At 50.1% G+C, this 15,759-nt stretch carries 12 protein-coding genes; 7 read left to right on the top strand and 5 right to left on the bottom strand.

All coding sequences use genetic code 11. The features are described from left to right. Positions 1 to 59 precede the first annotated feature (59 nt). The 4 genes from ABEQ74_RS10435 (at position 60) to ABEQ74_RS10420 (ending at position 5,056) form a co-directional block, all read left to right on the top strand. Positions 60 to 401: a DMT family transporter gene (locus tag ABEQ74_RS10435; protein WP_430122110.1), complete on the top strand. Its 342-nt coding sequence runs from the start codon at positions 60 to 62 to the stop codon at positions 399 to 401. Next, a complete protein-coding gene (locus ABEQ74_RS10430; protein WP_430122109.1) occupies positions 401 to 715 on the top strand; it encodes a DMT family transporter in 315 nt (104 codons plus the stop codon). Before ABEQ74_RS10435 ends, ABEQ74_RS10430 begins: the two co-directional genes overlap by 1 nt. Before the next feature lie 153 nt (positions 716 to 868). Continuing rightward, positions 869 to 1,825: a TetR/AcrR family transcriptional regulator gene (locus tag ABEQ74_RS10425; protein ID WP_430122108.1), complete on the top strand. Its 957-nt coding sequence runs from the start codon at positions 869 to 871 to the stop codon at positions 1,823 to 1,825. 27 nt (positions 1,826 to 1,852) lie between these two features. Then, positions 1,853 to 5,056: an efflux RND transporter permease subunit gene (locus ABEQ74_RS10420; protein ID WP_430122107.1), complete on the top strand. Its 3,204-nt coding sequence runs from the start codon at positions 1,853 to 1,855 to the stop codon at positions 5,054 to 5,056. Between the two features lie 87 nt (positions 5,057 to 5,143). Here ABEQ74_RS10420 and ABEQ74_RS10415 read toward each other — a convergent pair whose 3' ends face one another. Beyond that, positions 5,144 to 5,818: a TorD/DmsD family molecular chaperone gene (locus ABEQ74_RS10415; RefSeq protein ID WP_430122105.1), complete on the bottom strand. Its 675-nt coding sequence runs from the start codon at positions 5,816 to 5,818 to the stop codon at positions 5,144 to 5,146. A 649-nt stretch (positions 5,819 to 6,467) separates the two neighbouring features. On the opposite strand from ABEQ74_RS10415, the gene ABEQ74_RS10410 reads away from it, so the two are divergent. Continuing rightward, positions 6,468 to 7,703 (top strand): MFS transporter, encoded by a 1,236-nt coding sequence (locus ABEQ74_RS10410; protein WP_430122104.1) that lies wholly within the window; start codon positions 6,468 to 6,470, stop codon positions 7,701 to 7,703. Positions 7,704 to 7,880: 177 nt separating this feature from the next. Here the strand turns inward: ABEQ74_RS10410 and ABEQ74_RS10405 are convergent, their stop codons facing one another. Then, positions 7,881 to 9,599 carry a glutamine--tRNA ligase/YqeY domain fusion protein gene (locus ABEQ74_RS10405; protein ID WP_430122103.1) on the bottom strand — a complete coding sequence of 573 codons (1,719 nt, stop codon included), beginning with the start codon at positions 9,597 to 9,599 and terminating at the stop codon, positions 7,881 to 7,883. Between the two features lie 278 nt (positions 9,600 to 9,877). Here ABEQ74_RS10405 and ABEQ74_RS10400 point away from each other — a divergent pair, with 278 nt between their 5' ends. Both ABEQ74_RS10400 and ABEQ74_RS10395 read left to right on the top strand, forming a co-directional pair. Next, positions 9,878 to 10,132, top strand: coding sequence for a DUF2164 domain-containing protein (locus ABEQ74_RS10400; RefSeq protein WP_430122102.1), 255 nt, complete (start codon positions 9,878 to 9,880; stop codon positions 10,130 to 10,132). Between the two features lie 42 nt (positions 10,133 to 10,174). Next, the gene (locus ABEQ74_RS10395) at positions 10,175 to 10,723 is read left to right on the top strand and encodes a GNAT family N-acetyltransferase (protein WP_053491120.1); all 549 of its coding nucleotides are present in this window, start codon (positions 10,175 to 10,177) and stop codon (positions 10,721 to 10,723) included. 141 nt (positions 10,724 to 10,864) lie between these two features. Here ABEQ74_RS10395 and ABEQ74_RS10390 read toward each other — a convergent pair whose 3' ends face one another. The 3 genes from ABEQ74_RS10390 to ABEQ74_RS10380 form a co-directional block, all read right to left on the bottom strand. Continuing rightward, positions 10,865 to 11,524, bottom strand: a complete 660-nt coding sequence (locus ABEQ74_RS10390) for an MOSC domain-containing protein (RefSeq protein WP_430122101.1) — start codon at positions 11,522 to 11,524, stop codon at positions 10,865 to 10,867. Between the two features lie 187 nt (positions 11,525 to 11,711). Then, positions 11,712 to 12,209 (bottom strand): N-acetyltransferase family protein, encoded by a 498-nt coding sequence (locus ABEQ74_RS10385; RefSeq protein WP_430122100.1) that lies wholly within the window; start codon positions 12,207 to 12,209, stop codon positions 11,712 to 11,714. An 84-nt stretch (positions 12,210 to 12,293) separates the two neighbouring features. Then, positions 12,294 to 15,668: a GH36-type glycosyl hydrolase domain-containing protein gene (locus tag ABEQ74_RS10380; protein ID WP_430122099.1), complete on the bottom strand. Its 3,375-nt coding sequence runs from the start codon at positions 15,666 to 15,668 to the stop codon at positions 12,294 to 12,296. Between the last annotated feature and the right edge of the window lie 91 nt (positions 15,669 to 15,759).

Raw genomic sequence — 15,759 nt, 5'->3', positions numbered from 1 at the left:
GGACTACTAAACCGCATGGGATGGATGTTCTTCTCATACAAAGGGAGTGACATAACATAATGAATCGCAACTGGATTTTTGTACTGCTTGCCGGATTAGTCGAGATCATATGGGTGATGGGTTTGAAGCATTCCTCTAATGTGTGGGAATGGATAGGAACCGTGGCCGCCATCGCGGCCAGCTTCTATCTTATTATCGAAGCAGCCAAGCGGCTGCCGGTCGGAACGGTATATGCCGTCTTTACGGGAATCGGCACCGCCGGAACAGTGGCATCCGAAATGTTGTTCTTCGGAGAACCGTTCAAACTGGTCAAGGTGCTTCTGATCTGCGTGCTGCTCGCCGGCGTGATCGGTTTGAAGCTGGTTACCGGCGATCAGGTGAAAACGGAGGTGAGCAAGTAATGGCATGGGTTGCTCTTGTACTAGCCGGATTATTCGAAATTGGCGGCGTCATCGGCATTAAAGGTGTGTCGGAGCGCAAGGGATGGCGGTATGTACTGATTTTGGCCTTATCTTTTGGCGCCAGCTTCTCCCTTCTATCCTACGCCATGACCGAACTGCCTATGGGGACTGCTTACGCCATCTGGACGGGAATCGGGACGACAGGCGGTGCACTCACCGGGATGTTCCTCTTCGGAGAGCCGAAGGAATGGCGCAGGGTGCTGTTTATCGCGATGATTCTGTGTTCGGCCGTCGGCCTGAAGTTAATCAGTTAAAAATGAATTTGTGAGGTTTTCACAAGTTTTCAGAACCTATGTTAAGGGACGACCGTAGTAAAGTTGAAACGGTCGTTCTTTTTCATATATAATAATTCTCGACCAGTGGGTCAATCTCAGAACTGGGAAGTTCTCAAGCGAGGTGAACTTTGATTGGCTGATAAAACGGCAGAAAAAAGACAGCAAATTCTCATCACTGCGATGCAGCTGTTTTCCGCGAAAGGCTCGTCGGCTACCTCCATGCAGGAAATTGCCGAAGTATGCGGGATGTCGAAAGGCAGCCTCTATCTTTATTTCAAGTCGAAAGAGGAACTGGAAAAGAGCATCTACGAACATATTGCAAACCGCATCAAGGATGAAATCCTTCGTGTCGATCATGACCCGCTACTCGTACCTAGGGAGCAGCTTCGCAAGCAGGTGGAAGTATTCCTAGTCCACTTTCTGGAGATTCGGGAGTTTCTCTTGAAGCAGTTCCACGATCGGATGCCTCCAGGCAAACCGCCTTTTGACAAAGAAAACATGCAGCAGGAAAGGCTTGCTGCACTGCAGTGGTTTAACCATAAGCTCAAAACCATTTATGGACCGGACGTGGAGCCCTATACGATGGAGATCGGCATGTTTATGGCCAGTATGCTGGGCTCGTATATCCGTTTCCTGTTCATGCCGGGATTCCATCTGAATGTAGGCATCATCGCGGACCACCAGATCCAGCTGCTTGACGACGTCGTAGCCAGCATTCTGAACAGACGGCCCGAGCCGCTGATTCCGATGGAGGCGGTAGGGCATTTAGGCCAATTATTCCAGACCGAAATTCGCAAACAGCGTCATCCGCTCATCGTCATTACGGCCATGAAAAATGAACTGAAGCATATTCAGCTGGAGCCCGATGTTATGGAAGATGCTCTGGAATCGCTCAGCCTGATGGAGAAAGAGCTGCTTGCCCTCCAACCCAGCCGGGCCGTTCTAAAGGGAATGCTTGCTAACCTGGAGGGAATCGAAAACCTTGAGTCATTGTATACGGAGCTCCAAGGCATGATACATACGATGCTTGAAAGCTATCTTACTCCCGGCAGCATGAAGCAAGGAAGTGTATCCAAGTCAGAGACATAGAGTTTGGAGAGGAGAGAGAATCGTCTAATGAAAGGAATTATCAATTTTTCGCTGCGTAACAAGTTCGCCATCTGGCTGTTGACGATCATCGTCAGCTTTGGCGGATTGTACAGCGGATTGACGATGAAGCAAGAAACCATGCCGGATATTAACGTTCCATTCTTAAGTATTACCGCCATCTATCCGGGTGCAGCTCCTGAAGGTGTAGTGGAGGATATTACGAAACCGCTGGAAACGAGATTGCGCAATATTGACGGTATCAAAACCATAACCTCTACTTCCATGGAGAATGCAGCCAATGTGATGGTTGAATTTGATTATGGTAGTAATCTGGACAATGCTACGGCTGCTGTTCGTGAAGCGCTTAACGAGGTCAAGCTGCCTGATGACGCGCAGAAGCCTACCATATCCAAATTCAGCTTGAGCTCCATGCCCGTTGTCTCCTTAAGTATTGCAAATAAAGACAAGATGGCATTGGATGAATTGACGCGCATTACCGAGAATGACATTGTCCCTGAACTGGAAGATCTGGATGGGGTTGCTTCCGTCCAGGTAGCAGGGCAATTCGTAAACGAAGTGCAGTTGAAGTTCAATCATGACAAAATGAACGAGCTGGGCTTGACGGAGGATACCGTCAAGGGAATCGTGCAAGGCTCCTCACTGTATGTTCCACTCGGCATGTTTGAAATGGAGAAATCCCAAAAAGCCGTTGCCATTGATGGCGGCATCATCGGCATCGATGATTTGAAGAACATCGCGATTCCGGTTATACCGGGCGGCGGAGCTTCTGCCGGAGCGGGCGCTCCAAATGCCGGAGCAGGTCAACAGCAACAGCTGCCTCCAGGTGACGCAGCCGGAGCAGGTCAACAAGGCGCTGCGGGAACCGAAACTGGTGCAGGCGGTGCAGGTAGCAATCCTGCCGTTCCAACAGGCATTCCAACCATCAAACTCAGTGAGATTGCCAAGATCGAAGTCATTGGAACCTCCGAGTCCATTTCCCGGACCAACGGGAAGGAATCCATCGGTATCCAAATCGTAAAGGCAAATGATGCTAATACGGTTGATGTTGTTAATCAGGTAAAAGACAAGGCTGAGGAATTGAGAGGCCTGTATCCTGGCATGGATCTGACAATCATGCTCGACCAAGGCAAGCCGATTGAGGATTCGGTTCATACGATGCTCTCCAAGGCATTATTCGGCGCATTGTTCGCCGTTCTTATCATTATGATCTTCCTGCGCAACATCCGTTCGACGATTATATCGATCATATCAATTCCATTGTCCTTGTTGATTGCGGTTCTATGTCTGAGACAAATGGACATCACCCTTAATATGATGTCGCTCGGTGCCATGACGGTGGCCATCGGCCGGGTAGTCGATGACTCGATCGTTGTTATCGAGAATATTTACCGGCGCTTATCGCTCTCGACTGAGAAATTAACCGGCAGAGAGCTCATTAGTGCAGCTACACGTGAGATGTTTGTACCGATTGCATCTTCCACCATCGTAACCATCGCGGTATTCCTGCCGCTTACCCTGGTCAGCGGTATGGTTGGAGAACTATTCATGCCATTTGCTTTGACCATGGTCTTCGCGCTGCTTGCGTCCCTGGTCGTAGCGATCACGATTGTACCTGCTATGGCGCACAGCCTGTTCCGCAAGGGCTTGAAGAACAAGCAAGATCATCACGAGAAACCTGGTGCAATGGCCCGCGGATATCGTTCCATTCTGAGATGGACGCTGAACCACAAAGCCATTACTTTCCTGGCAGCCATCTTACTATTGGCTGGAAGCTTGTTCCTGACGAAATACCTTGGAGTCAGCTTCATTCCTGAACAAGAAGACAAGTACGCCATGGTCACCTATTCTCCTGAACCTGGCGTCATCCTCGAGGACGTAGAGGAACGCGCACTCAAAGCTGAGAAATTGATCCTGGATCAACCAGGCGTAACATCGATGCAATATTCCATCGGCGGAAGCAATCCGCTTGGTATGGGATCAGCTAATTCAGGATTGTTCTATATCATGTATGATCCGGACACGAAAAATTTCGAGGATGTCAAGACAGCACTTGTCGAAGCTCTTGCCAAGGAAGTACCAGATGGCACATGGTCCAATATGGACATGGCGGCCGGCGGCTTCGGGGGCAGCAAGCTGACGGTCAACGTATTTGGTGATTCTCTCGAGCAGATCAAGCCGGTCGCTGATCAAATTGCAGAGCTCGCAAACAAAGATGAGGCTACCTTCGCCAATGCGGAAACCAGCTTGTCCGAAGCGTTTGAGCAGTATACACTCGTAGCCGATCAAGAGAAGCTGAGCTCGCTGGGTCTGACAGCCGGACAATTGGCGATGAAGCTGAGCCCTGTAAGGGAACGTCCGGTATTGACCGAAGTCGAAATTGAAAACAAAACCTACAATGTTTACATTGAAGCCGACAGCAAAACTTATAAGAGCATCAAGGAAATTGAGAATGAAACTGTAACTTCTCCACTCGGCATCGAAGTACCGATCAAGGATGTAGCCAAAGTGGAAAAAGGAACGACGCCTGATTCCATTACACGCATTGACGGTAAAATGGTAGTGAGTGTTACAGCAGACATCCTGTCGAGCGATGTAGGCTCTGCCTCCACAAGCCTCGAGTCTGAAGTGAATAAGCTTGACCTGCCGGAGGGCATCTCTGTCAAATTCGGCGGCGTCACCGAACAGATCAATGAAACTTTCGGACAGCTTGGATTGGCCATGCTTGCAGCCATTGCGATCGTCTACTTCGTTCTCGTGGTTACGTTTGGCGGCGGTCTCGCGCCATTCGCTATCTTGTTCTCACTCCCATTCATCGTCATTGGCGCCATTATCGGCTTGCTTGTGACTGGCGAGACACTGAACGTGTCCGCACTGATGGGCGTTCTCATGCTCATTGGTATCGTCGTAACCAATGCGATTGTGTTGATCGATCGCGTAATCCACATGGAGCGTGCTGGAATGAGTACTCGCGAAGCGTTGCTTGAAGCCGGAGCAACCCGCTTGCGTCCTATTCTGATGACGGCCCTGGCAACCATTGGCGCCCTCCTGCCTCTCGTATTTGGCTGGGAGAACAGCGCTGGTATTATCTCACGCGGCCTTGGTATCACAGTCATGGGCGGTCTGATCAGTTCGACGCTGCTCACACTTGTGGTTGTACCTATCGTGTATGAATTCCTGATGAAGTTCAGCAAGAAAAAAATCGAAGATTAATTCGAACATGAAAAGCCCCGGCCTCCTTTAACAGGAGGACCGGGGCTTCTTGTTTGTTATCGTGTTTCTGATCTTGTATCGGTATACCTATACCAGCACCGCTTCCCTGGAATGCTGCCATGTCTTCAGCATCCGCAGATCCTGAGCCAGGAACTCCTCCAACAGGCTGAATAACGCCTGATAGAGCGGGCTTTCCGTGGAGCTTTTCATATCCTTGCAGAGGGACGGCACCCAAGGCAACAGATGCTGCTCCAGAAAATCCGCTTGCGTCTCTATTAATTGCAGCATGCTATATTCATCATACATATTGTTCAACATTCGATCATGAAGCAGCGTCATAAACTCCAATTGAATTGCGATATGATCGTCCGCTTCGCCATACAATTTATTAAAAGCCACACCCGCAGATGCATAACAATCCGTCACATCTTGTGCGCATCTATCCTTCTTGTAATGAGACTGAACCGCCTGACGCTCTCTGGACTGCTGCAGCAGCCGGTGGTATTCTGGCCCTTCATATTCACAGATTCGAACCAATTCCCCAGGGGAGCGCCCGCATAAATATGTCATCAGGTCTTTCCCTGCCTTCGAACATTCCGCCGTTTTGCTTATTCCACTTCCACGGCTCCATTCCGCAATCATAGACAAACTGGGCCAATTACCCAAAAAATCAATTAGCAGCTCGTAAACCGTCCCCCGGTTTTCAAGCCACCTGTGACAGCCGTCAGGCACCTCCAAAGTTTGAACAGTTGATATCGTCATATCGAACCTCCTACTTGGTAACCTTCTTGTTGGATGCAATATCCTTGTCAGTATATCCTAGTTGATCGCCTAATGAAAGCAGTTTGAAATGATTTCCGAAAATTTCGAAAAATAAAGGAAACTTTCGGAAACCCAGAATGTCACTACTCACTTTCAAGGGGAGAAAGTTTTTGTTTACAGCTTCAATATACCTGTTTTCGAAAACGGTTACTGTGACTCTTCTCACAAATAGAAGGACTGCTAACAACGCTTGTCCGAACATACATCCCTTTACAATATTAGGAATCTCCTGTGGGCAATGGCTGCAATGCGACCATGCTGCAAAACAAGGAAATTTCCTCACTTTCCATGATCGAACCGTTCCAAGACTCTTTCGGCGGAATCTATCATTGATTTCGTATCTCGGTAAACGATCGATGCTTTATTGTATGCCGGGAAAAGAGATGGAATTCCAATCCCGCAATCAGATGATGAGTTAGGAAGAGTCACACTAGAACCCCCTCCAGTTTTCTGGGTTATTGAACAGGATAATGGAAAATGATTAAAAAGATGGTTTGTATCCCTTTTCAATGCGTGATACATTGATAAGAAAGCGGCTTTATATGTGCCGTGGTTTTGGATTGTATTCGGTTTGAAAGGAATGACCTAATTGCGAAATATGGACAATGCCCAATCTTCGCTGACATCGCTCAAGCTGTTCAACTTCTTCATATATGGAACCATGGTCATCTTCACCGGTTTCTTCCAGTTGTATTTGCAGGACATCGGCATGAGCAAAATCGAAATCGGCAGTCTGATGGCGATCGCGCCGTTCGTGTCCATTTTTGCCAATCCGTTCTGGGGATTCTGGGGTGACCGGACGGCCAACATCAAGCGCGTGCTGCTGATCATGATGATCGGTACACTGCTGTTTGTTCAGGTCGTATTTCAGGCAAATACCTATGCGGTGATATACATGACCATGATCTTATTTTATTTTTTCCAGACTCCCATGTTCTCTCAGACGAATTCGCTGATTCTGACTTACATTGATGGAACACAGCATAAATTCGGTTCGTTCCGGCTGTGGGGCTCGCTCGGATGGGCGCTGACCGCTATTGCTGCAGGGCCTGTCATCGACCGGCTGGGATCCGGACGCATCTCCATCGTATTCTCGGTCATGCTTCTGGTAGCCGCTCTGTTCATGTTTACACTGCCTTCCATTCAGAAAACGACGGCATCGGCATCAGTCAACCTTAAAGGGCTCAGCAGACTGTTCCTGAACACCTATTTTGTCTGGTTCATACTACTCGGCATCATGGTATCCATTCCGAACACTGCCAATAACACCTTTATGTCCCTATACATTCTGGAGCTTGGCGGTTCCAAACAGATGGTCGGGCTCGCGATCTTCTTCTCATCTATATTTGAAGTGGTGATCTTTATTCTGTTTGACCGCTTTCTTAAGCGGAAAATCAATGTGCTTGTCGGCTGCCTTACGATTGTCAGCCTACTTTTTGCTCTCCGCTGGCTGCTCATGGCTGAAGCCAACACCCCGCTGGAGGTCGCTCTCATCCAGCTGCTGCACTGTGTAACCTTCGGTGGTTACTTCTATGTCGGCGTTCAACTGACGATGCTGTTTGTGCCGACCCCGTACCGCGCTTCCGGACAAGCGATCTATACCTTGAGTTGGAGCGGCATTTCGGGCGTTATCGGCGGACTCGCCGGCGGCTGGATGTTCCAAACCTTCGGAGCGCAAAGCATGTATCAAACTGGTACCATGCTTGCAATGGTCGGTGCCATCGGCTTTGGCTGGATGTGGTACAATCTCCGCAAGCATGGATACCAACCGCTGCAACCGGACGACCCGGCTGAAGATGAGGAAGAGGAATACGCTGCAGGTTAGAATATTTGTCTGGCAAGTGCTTCACCTTGCCCACTGATAGCACCGAAAATCAAACAAGACTCGAACGATACCGAACACACGGAATCTTCGAGTCTTGTTTATTTGGGGATGGAAGACTTCATCTATGACGTCGATCCACGCCCTCTTTTATTCATAGCGCCAATTCACAATACTCTATTAGTTCTTCGGAAGCTGGAACGAGCTCTTCAGGGAGACTACACGGTTAAATACCGGACGTCCCGGCTGCGAATACTTCGAGTCCACGTTGAAATATCCGTGACGGAAGAACTGGAACTTGTCCTGCGGTGCAGCATCCTTCATATTAGGCTCCACAAATCCTTGCACAATTTGCAGTGAGTTAGGATTAATGTCGTCCAGGAAGGACTTCTCGGCCGCCGCTTCTTCCGTTTCCCCAGCAACCTCCGGCACCAGTTCAGCTTCTTCCTCTTCGTCCTTAAACAACGGTTCGAAGAGGCGGAATTCAGCAGGTACGGCCTGTGTGGCTTCCACCCAGTGGATCGTACCTTTCACCTTACGTCCGGTAAAGCCGCTGCCGCTCTTTGTCTCCGGATCATAAGTACAGTGGATTTCGATGACCTTGCCGTTCTCGTCTTTGATCACTTCGTTGCATTTGATGAAATACGCATGCTTCAAACGCACCTCATTACCAGGGAACAAACGGAAGTATTTGCTCGGAGGATCTTCCATGAAATCCTCTTGCTCAATGTAAATTTCGCGCGAGAACGGAATCTGGCGGATCCCCATCTCCGGATTCTCGGTATTATTCTCGGCATCCAGCCATTCGATCTGTCCTTCAGGGTAGTTCGTAATGACCACCTTCAGCGGGTCCAACACAGCCATCGTGCGCGGTGCCTTTAACTTCAGATCCTCGCGGATAAAGTGCTCCATCACCTGCCGGTCTACCGTGCCGTACGCTTTTGAAATCCCCGTCTCAAACACGAAGTTGCGAATAGCTTCAGGCGTATATCCCAAACGGCGAAGTCCGGAGATTGTCGGCATGCGTGGATCGTCCCAGCCGTCCACCACATTCTCGTCCACGAGCTGTTTCAATTTGCGTTTGCTGGTTACTGTCTGCGCTACGTTCAGACGACCGAATTCGTACTGATGCGGAGTGCTGTCCATCTCGCATTCCGCCACGACCCAATCATAGAATGGGCGCTGGTCTTCGAACTCCAGGGAGCACAGAGAATGCGTAATGCCTTCAATGGCGTCCTCCAGCGGATGGGCAAAAGCGTACATCGGATAAATGCACCACTTGTCGCCTGTATTATGATGATGCGTGTGAGAGATTCGGTAGATCACCGGGTCCCGCAGATTGATATTCGGCGAGCTCATATCGATCTTGGCGCGCAGCACGCGTTCACCGTTGGCGAATTCTCCCTTGCGCATCCGCTCGAACAGGTCCAGATTCTCTTCCACACTGCGATCCCGATATGGACTGTTCTGCCCAGGCTCGGTCAAGGTTCCGCGAGTTTCGCGGATTTGGTCAGCGGATTGGTCATCCACGTAAGCCTTCCCTTTCTTAATCAGCAGCACCGCGCGGTTGTACATTTCTTCAAAATAATCGGACGCATACCGCAGCTCTTCCCAATCGAATCCGAGCCACTGCACGTCCTCCTTGATCGAGTTAACATACTCCAGGTCTTCCTTCACCGGATTCGTATCATCGAACCGCAAGTGTGTCCGTCCGCCGAATTCATCGGCCAGCGTGAAATTGATCCATATGGCCTTAGCGTGTCCGATATGCAAGTAACCGTTCGGTTCCGGCGGAAAGCGGGTAACGATTTCCTTCACTTTACCGGACTTCAGGTCTTCGGTAATAACATTTTTTATAAAATTGGAGGGGGTGCCCCGATGGTTCTCCACGTTGATCAACCTTTCGTCCTGTAATTTCTGTCTATCTCCTGTATAAACGTGTTTCCCTTAAATATACCTGTAATGCCGCGATTGTTCAAGGAATTCGGTACTGCCGTAGGCAAGCTGCCGGCTTTTAAAGAGGATGCCGCCGGCAATCAGCTCTCGGTCTTCCAAGCTACTTGCAGAGGTACGTCCCGGGAGGCTCGATATGCGGATTAAAATCATTTTGACGGGGGCTTTTTAATAGGGTAGCATGAAAAGAAAAACAGTGATGGAAGGAGGCCTGCAAGCATCTTATGAAACCTAGTAAATTCCCCAAGGAACAGCGTGATCAGCTAATTGAATTGATTCAGGATTACTTTGAAACCGAGCGTGGCGAAACCCTTGGACATCTGGCTGCAGAGGGCGTTCTTGATTTTTTCGTGGAGACCCTGGGGCCTCATCTATACAATCAGGCGCTTGCCGACTGTAGAACCGTTGTCAATCAGCGAATGATTTCCCTGGAAGAAGACATCTACGCATTGGAGCAAAAGGTGAAGCGAACCCGATAAAAGTACATATACTTCGCGATAGAGAATAAAGGAGAAACCGTTATGTTTGGATACACATTAGACGACCATGTGGAACTGCGCCCGCTTGCAATCGAACATGCACGGGCGATGTTCGAGATTACCGACCGGTCGCGTGACCGTCTCCGCAAATGGCTTCCGTGGGTGGACGGCGTCACCGAGGTTAACGATACGATGAATTATATCAAAGGAGCCATGAAGCAAGCAGCCGACAATGGCGGCTTCTCGGCAGGCATCTGGGTGCGCGAGGAGCTGGCAGGCACAATCTCGTTTCATGAGATCGATTGGAACAACCGCTCGGTTAGCATCGGATACTGGCTCGATCAGAATTTCACCGGGCAAGGGCTGATGACAAGCGCGTGCCGCGCGTTTACGGATCATGCACTGATGCGCATGGGCCTGAACCGGGTCGAGATTCGCTGCGCCACGGCCAACCATCGCAGCCGGGCGATTCCCGAACGTCTGGGCTTTGTCCTTGAGGGCGTCATAAGGGAAGCCGAGAAGCTGCCCCAGGGCTATGTCAACCATGCAGTCTACGGCATGATTCAAAGCGAATGGAAGCGGATGAGGTAATACATGGCATTATTCCTATAATCTCAACAGAAACCGGCTTGTATCCTGCAATTAATAGGACGCAAGCCGGTTTTTATGGTCTGTATGTATTCTTAGAGCATGATCTAATCTTGGCTTAGAGCATGTTAAAAGCCGCCATTTTTACTCCTGTTTCCTTTGGAGAGCTTCCAGCCATTTACTGAATTGCGACTTTACGCTTGAGGCCAGCACGTCGATTTCCAGCATGCGAACCAGCCCCTGTTCATCCTTCCGCCCGTCCTTCATCATGCGAAGCACTTCCAGAACCGTAATGCCGGAAGCATGGGATTCAAGCTGAGTGACTGGAGAATCCGCACTAACCTCCCCTTCTTCAAGCACACGGAAATAAAAACCGCTGTAGCCCGTGTTCAGCACCCTTGCCGGCATATCCTTAACCCCGTGCTTTTGCGACAGCTTAAAGCATGGATACCGGGGCTGGCTGATCTGTACCACCGCATCCCCTATCCGGTATACATCGCCGATGCAAACCTGATCCTCCAGCAGTCCTTGCAATGTCAGATTTTCGCCAAATGCGGCATATTCCATCTGCTTGTCCAGGGATCTTTCCCAGTAGGGGTAATGCTCGGCGGGATAGGCGCACACTGCCTTGTCCACACCACCGTGATGAACGAGATCGGCCTGTCCATCCCCTTCAAAATTTAATGAGCCCAGAAACAGGGAGCCCTTTACAGGCTGCTTATAAATTCCCGTAGACAGGTCCTTTCCCTGGTAATCTACCGTTATCGGCTTTCCTACATTCAGCGATACAATCCTCATCGTCATGAACATAACCTCCGCCCTATATTCACTTCACTTACTATATGCAATCGGGTATACCCTTGTCCAGAAGCCAAGTGAACAGGTTTTTCTTCAACAAAAACAGCCCGGCAAGCTGCCGGACTGTTCGACCCTATAACTCGAGCTCTTTTGCAAAATAACGAGCCGGCCAATCACAGTATCACAACCATGATTATGATAAAAAGCAGCACATTAAGATATCATCAACATAACGTCCATCCACGTAAAACTCCTGAATCAGTCTGCCCTCTTCCGTAAACCCGCAGTACCTGTAAAAAGATAGTGCACCCGGATTGCTTGACAGCACCCGCAGCCTCAGTTTCAAAATGCCTTTGCTGCGCGCGGTATCCTTAGCGGCTGCCATCAGCCGCAGTCCGATGCCCTGCCGTTGATAGTCAGGGTGAACCGCGATATTCAGCTCCAGCACATGACGATTACTGTGAAGTCTTGTAGGGAGCCGGAATCCAACATAACCGCACAACTCTCCTTCATGCAGCGCCACGAGCTGTGTGCCCGGCGGACATTGCAGAAGATAATGATCTCTTGAAGTCCACTCCAGTGGGGCCGGGGCCGTATTACGATCCCAGACCAGTTCATCAAGTGCCATGAGTGCTGCAGCATCCTTCATCTCGGAGAACCGAATGGTCAATGTCTCTTGTCGTGTCTTCATCGCCATCCCTCGCTTTGATCAGCGTTCCCTCTATTATATCAGAGAGGTTTGCTTCTTGCAGACAAGCCCAAGGGTCAAGATTTATTATTCATGAATGAAGGAGTAAATATCCACTACACAATCAGTTCCGCCTTCTGCAGCTAATCGCTGAAAATCTGCCTTGGCAATACGAACGCCACCTGTGCGGTATCGGTTCCCGAAGGTATCCCCTGCCACATCCTGTCCGTTAATTGTGATACGAGTCCCCTCGGCGTGATCGATATGATATATGAATGTCACTGGCACTCCGGCATAGTTGAATTTAAACTCCAGGCCATCCAATGTCTTCGGCAGAACCGGGTCAATAACCAGGTCTCCTTCCGCTTCGCGTATACCAAGGGCATTAGAAATCAACTGATTCATGTAGATCCCCGGCCCGCTGGAGTATATCCGCCATCCCCCTTTGACAGGCACTCGACCATCCCGCAGCGCATCAAAAGACTCCTGTGCTTCGTAGCGGGTATTAAACTTCCCGTCCGAGCTGCTGAAATAGGCATTGCTCTGGCGCAGCTCCGCATTCGGCACGACCTCAGTGATGCCAATCGGGTTGATACGCTCAAGCCCACTCCAAACCTCGCTGCTCTTGCCAAGCTTGGCCATCGCCTCTACATAGCGGATATGTGCGTGCACGTACTGAAGGCCAATCTCCCGGCCAAAATTCGCCGCCTGCTCGGCCCGCTTAAAGTGCGTGCTCACCCCGCCGGCATATACAGCTGGACGGTTCATCAATCTCACGCCGTCCGGACAGAACAGCTGCTTGCGGATAATCTCATAATGGCTTGCCGCCTGCTCCGGGGTCAGCAGCTCGCTGATCATGCTGCGCGTCATCGGGAGCAGCCGGTATTGAATTCCCGTTTCCTGATCGGACGGATGAAGCAGGAATTTACTTTGCTCTTTGCTCTCCATATAGACAAATCCAGGTATGACTTCGGAGTTCAGAATATACGTATTGAAATCCTGCTGGATTCCTGATGCGAGATCTCCCATCGTTTGGGACATCGATGCATCGACACGCTCCATGACACGAGCGAATTGATTCAAGGTCTGATAGGTCAAAGCTACCGTCCAGCTGCTGACCATGAACTGCTTGAGCTGTGCGTTCGCCGGTTGCAGCGTATCATCCCAATCCCCGTCTCCATAAGAAGATAAATGAGTCCCGTGGAGGAAATGATCCTGAATATAGGCGATTTGCTTCTTCACATGCTCAAGCAACGTGTACGTCTGCTCGGTAAAATCGAAGCTGTGCTTTCTCGTGTAAGGTACAGCCGACTCGAGAATGCTGTAGTCCTGTGTAACGGCCAGATAATCGCCCAGCACTTTAAGCGGCCATACGATAATGTCGCCGTGACTCTCTTCCTGCTGGATGTGGGCGTACTTATCAAACATGAACCACTGCGGCCAGTTTCCGTCATCCGCATATTGATGTGAATATACCTCAAGCAGGATATCGCGAACCTGCTCGTATTTATGCGTTGCCATGAAATATTCAGCGGGCCCCTGGCATACATCACGCGTTCCCCAAGCGGCACCGCCGTACTGTTCCAGACCATGCGGTACTGAATAATGTACGAGCATATTGTGCGTATACCACCAGGCCAGCGCATTCACCTTGAACAAGTCGTCGTCCTGTCCGTTCTTCAGGCTCAAATGGAAGCCGTTCATAACGGATGTGTAGAACGAGCGATAGCTTGCAATCTCCTCATCTGCTACTCGCGACGCAAGCGGGGCGTCCACTGCATCAAGACAGCCTTGTACCGTCATCGTCCATTCCGCACTCTCGCCAAGCTCAAGTACGGTTAAGGAGGCACTGCCAGGTACGGTGTTACTTGCCAGGCAAGTTTCGCCCATAACCTGCATATCGGCTCCCTTTACGCCAAGGCGGTAATGCAGTTCCTTGTACACCGAAGCGCTGAGCGATGCCGAATCGGCACGGAATGTAAGGATATCGTCTTCCTGAACCATATGATAAGGCACTTCATATTCGTTGACATCCATCGTGATCTGCATGGTGGTCAGATAACGATAAGACCTTCCGCTCTCGGAACGGACTTGAAGTGTAACCTCCTGCGCTGTTGCTGACGTAAAGTTGGTGATGATCAGCATATCGCTTTCGGTTTTGTAGTACCACCGCACATAGTTAAAGCCAATCTCAAACACAGATGGCATCGTCAATAGACGATACGCTCCGTCCATCTCCACATAAATGCGCTGTCCGGATGTCTTCGGCACATTTAATGCATTCCGTGCATGACTCATCATTTTGTTGAAGTTCGTGTTCCCTGTTACCAGCTGGGAATTAAACACGCCATACATGTAAGAGGTTGTCGTGATGACTGGACTCCCCAACTTCACATTGTTGCCGCTCATCAAGATATGGCCGTGCGGACGCTCGACGCGAAGCTCCTTCTCCTTCATGACGATATGCTCATAAGTATCCGTGAAGAACGAAAGCAGCTCTTCTCCGTCACACTCCTCTTGGCGGCGTACAGGGAACAAAGCATTCAGCTCGTCTTCCGTCAGCGGCAATGTCTGCAGAGGCTCCCCGAAATGCTCGGATCGCTCGATCCGGGGCAGCGAATGGCCTGAGTCCATCAAGCGACGAGCCTGGGCCTGCTGCCACGCAGCCTGAAGTTCATCCTGGAATTCCAGCGACGTGACCGCTTCCGGATGATCCTCCTTAAATAGGCCGTAAAATACGAACCGGGCCGAGCCGTTTAGCATTACGCGAGGGGACTGCAGAGCCGTATAGGCAAACTCGTATTGATATACCTCATTCGGCAGGCTCTCCTTGAACAAACCTTCCGCCTGGTTCGTCTCCTTATAGGAAAGGCCAAAGAACTGAAATCCATCTGTTGCATACCCGACCGCAGAAGTCAGCGCTCCTTGCTGAAGATAGGGGAATGCGCCTCCCTGCGGCTGATTTTGGCGGGAGCACACGACATAACCCCGATCCTCCTGCTGGAACACGGCATGGTCGATATATTGGGACAGATATGCTTCATTGCTTCGAACGGCGCCGGGATGAGCAATTCCGATATCCTGACCGTACACAACGTCAGCTTCAATTCCCTTTCCCTGGAGCTCCACGTCCCAGAACCACGCCCCCACATCCGTCGGGGTAAACCGTACTTTATAATCCACTCCTTTGAACCGGCCTTCCCACAGCATTCGGTTATCCGCATAAGTAACCACACTGCCCGAATGTACTCCGAGCATAGGAACGGCCTCGATGCCGCTACCCGTATGGATTCTCAGAAATAAGTTACTCAGCGCCCCGTCAATCGGATTGGAGAGGAGCTGATTGATCATCGTTGTGCTATAAGTAGCTTGATAAAGATCCCCGCTAGGCAAAAAGGAAAACGTCAATTCTCCCGTCTGAAGTACAACTTTTCCATCGTTCGTTACATGATTGGCTGTCACAAGTTTCACTTCCTGTTCTGTATAATGATGTGAGTCGTGTTATGTCTGAAGCTAAAACTGGCCACTTCTTATTTTTAATTCGAAACGTTTT

The sequence above is a fragment of the Paenibacillus solani genome (genome assembly GCF_050475945.1).
Classification (GTDB): Bacteria; Bacillota; Bacilli; order Paenibacillales; family Paenibacillaceae; genus Paenibacillus_AQ; species Paenibacillus_AQ solani_A.
This window is presented reverse-complemented; position numbering and strand designations above follow the sequence as displayed.

Coding starts and splice junctions, on each gene's coding strand:
- ABEQ74_RS10390 (WP_430122101.1), bottom strand. CDS start 11,524: ATGACGATGAGGATTGTATCGCTGAATGTAGGAAAGCCGATAACGGTA.
- ABEQ74_RS10400 (WP_430122102.1), top strand. CDS start 9,878: ATGAAACCTAGTAAATTCCCCAAGGAACAGCGTGATCAGCTAATTGAA.
- ABEQ74_RS10430 (WP_430122109.1), top strand. CDS start 401: ATGGCATGGGTTGCTCTTGTACTAGCCGGATTATTCGAAATTGGCGGC.
- ABEQ74_RS10435 (WP_430122110.1), top strand. CDS start 60: ATGAATCGCAACTGGATTTTTGTACTGCTTGCCGGATTAGTCGAGATC.
- ABEQ74_RS10420 (WP_430122107.1), top strand. CDS start 1,853: ATGAAAGGAATTATCAATTTTTCGCTGCGTAACAAGTTCGCCATCTGG.
- ABEQ74_RS10415 (WP_430122105.1), bottom strand. CDS start 5,818: ATGACGATATCAACTGTTCAAACTTTGGAGGTGCCTGACGGCTGTCAC.
- ABEQ74_RS10385 (WP_430122100.1), bottom strand. CDS start 12,209: ATGAAGACACGACAAGAGACATTGACCATTCGGTTCTCCGAGATGAAG.
- ABEQ74_RS10395 (WP_053491120.1), top strand. CDS start 10,175: ATGTTTGGATACACATTAGACGACCATGTGGAACTGCGCCCGCTTGCA.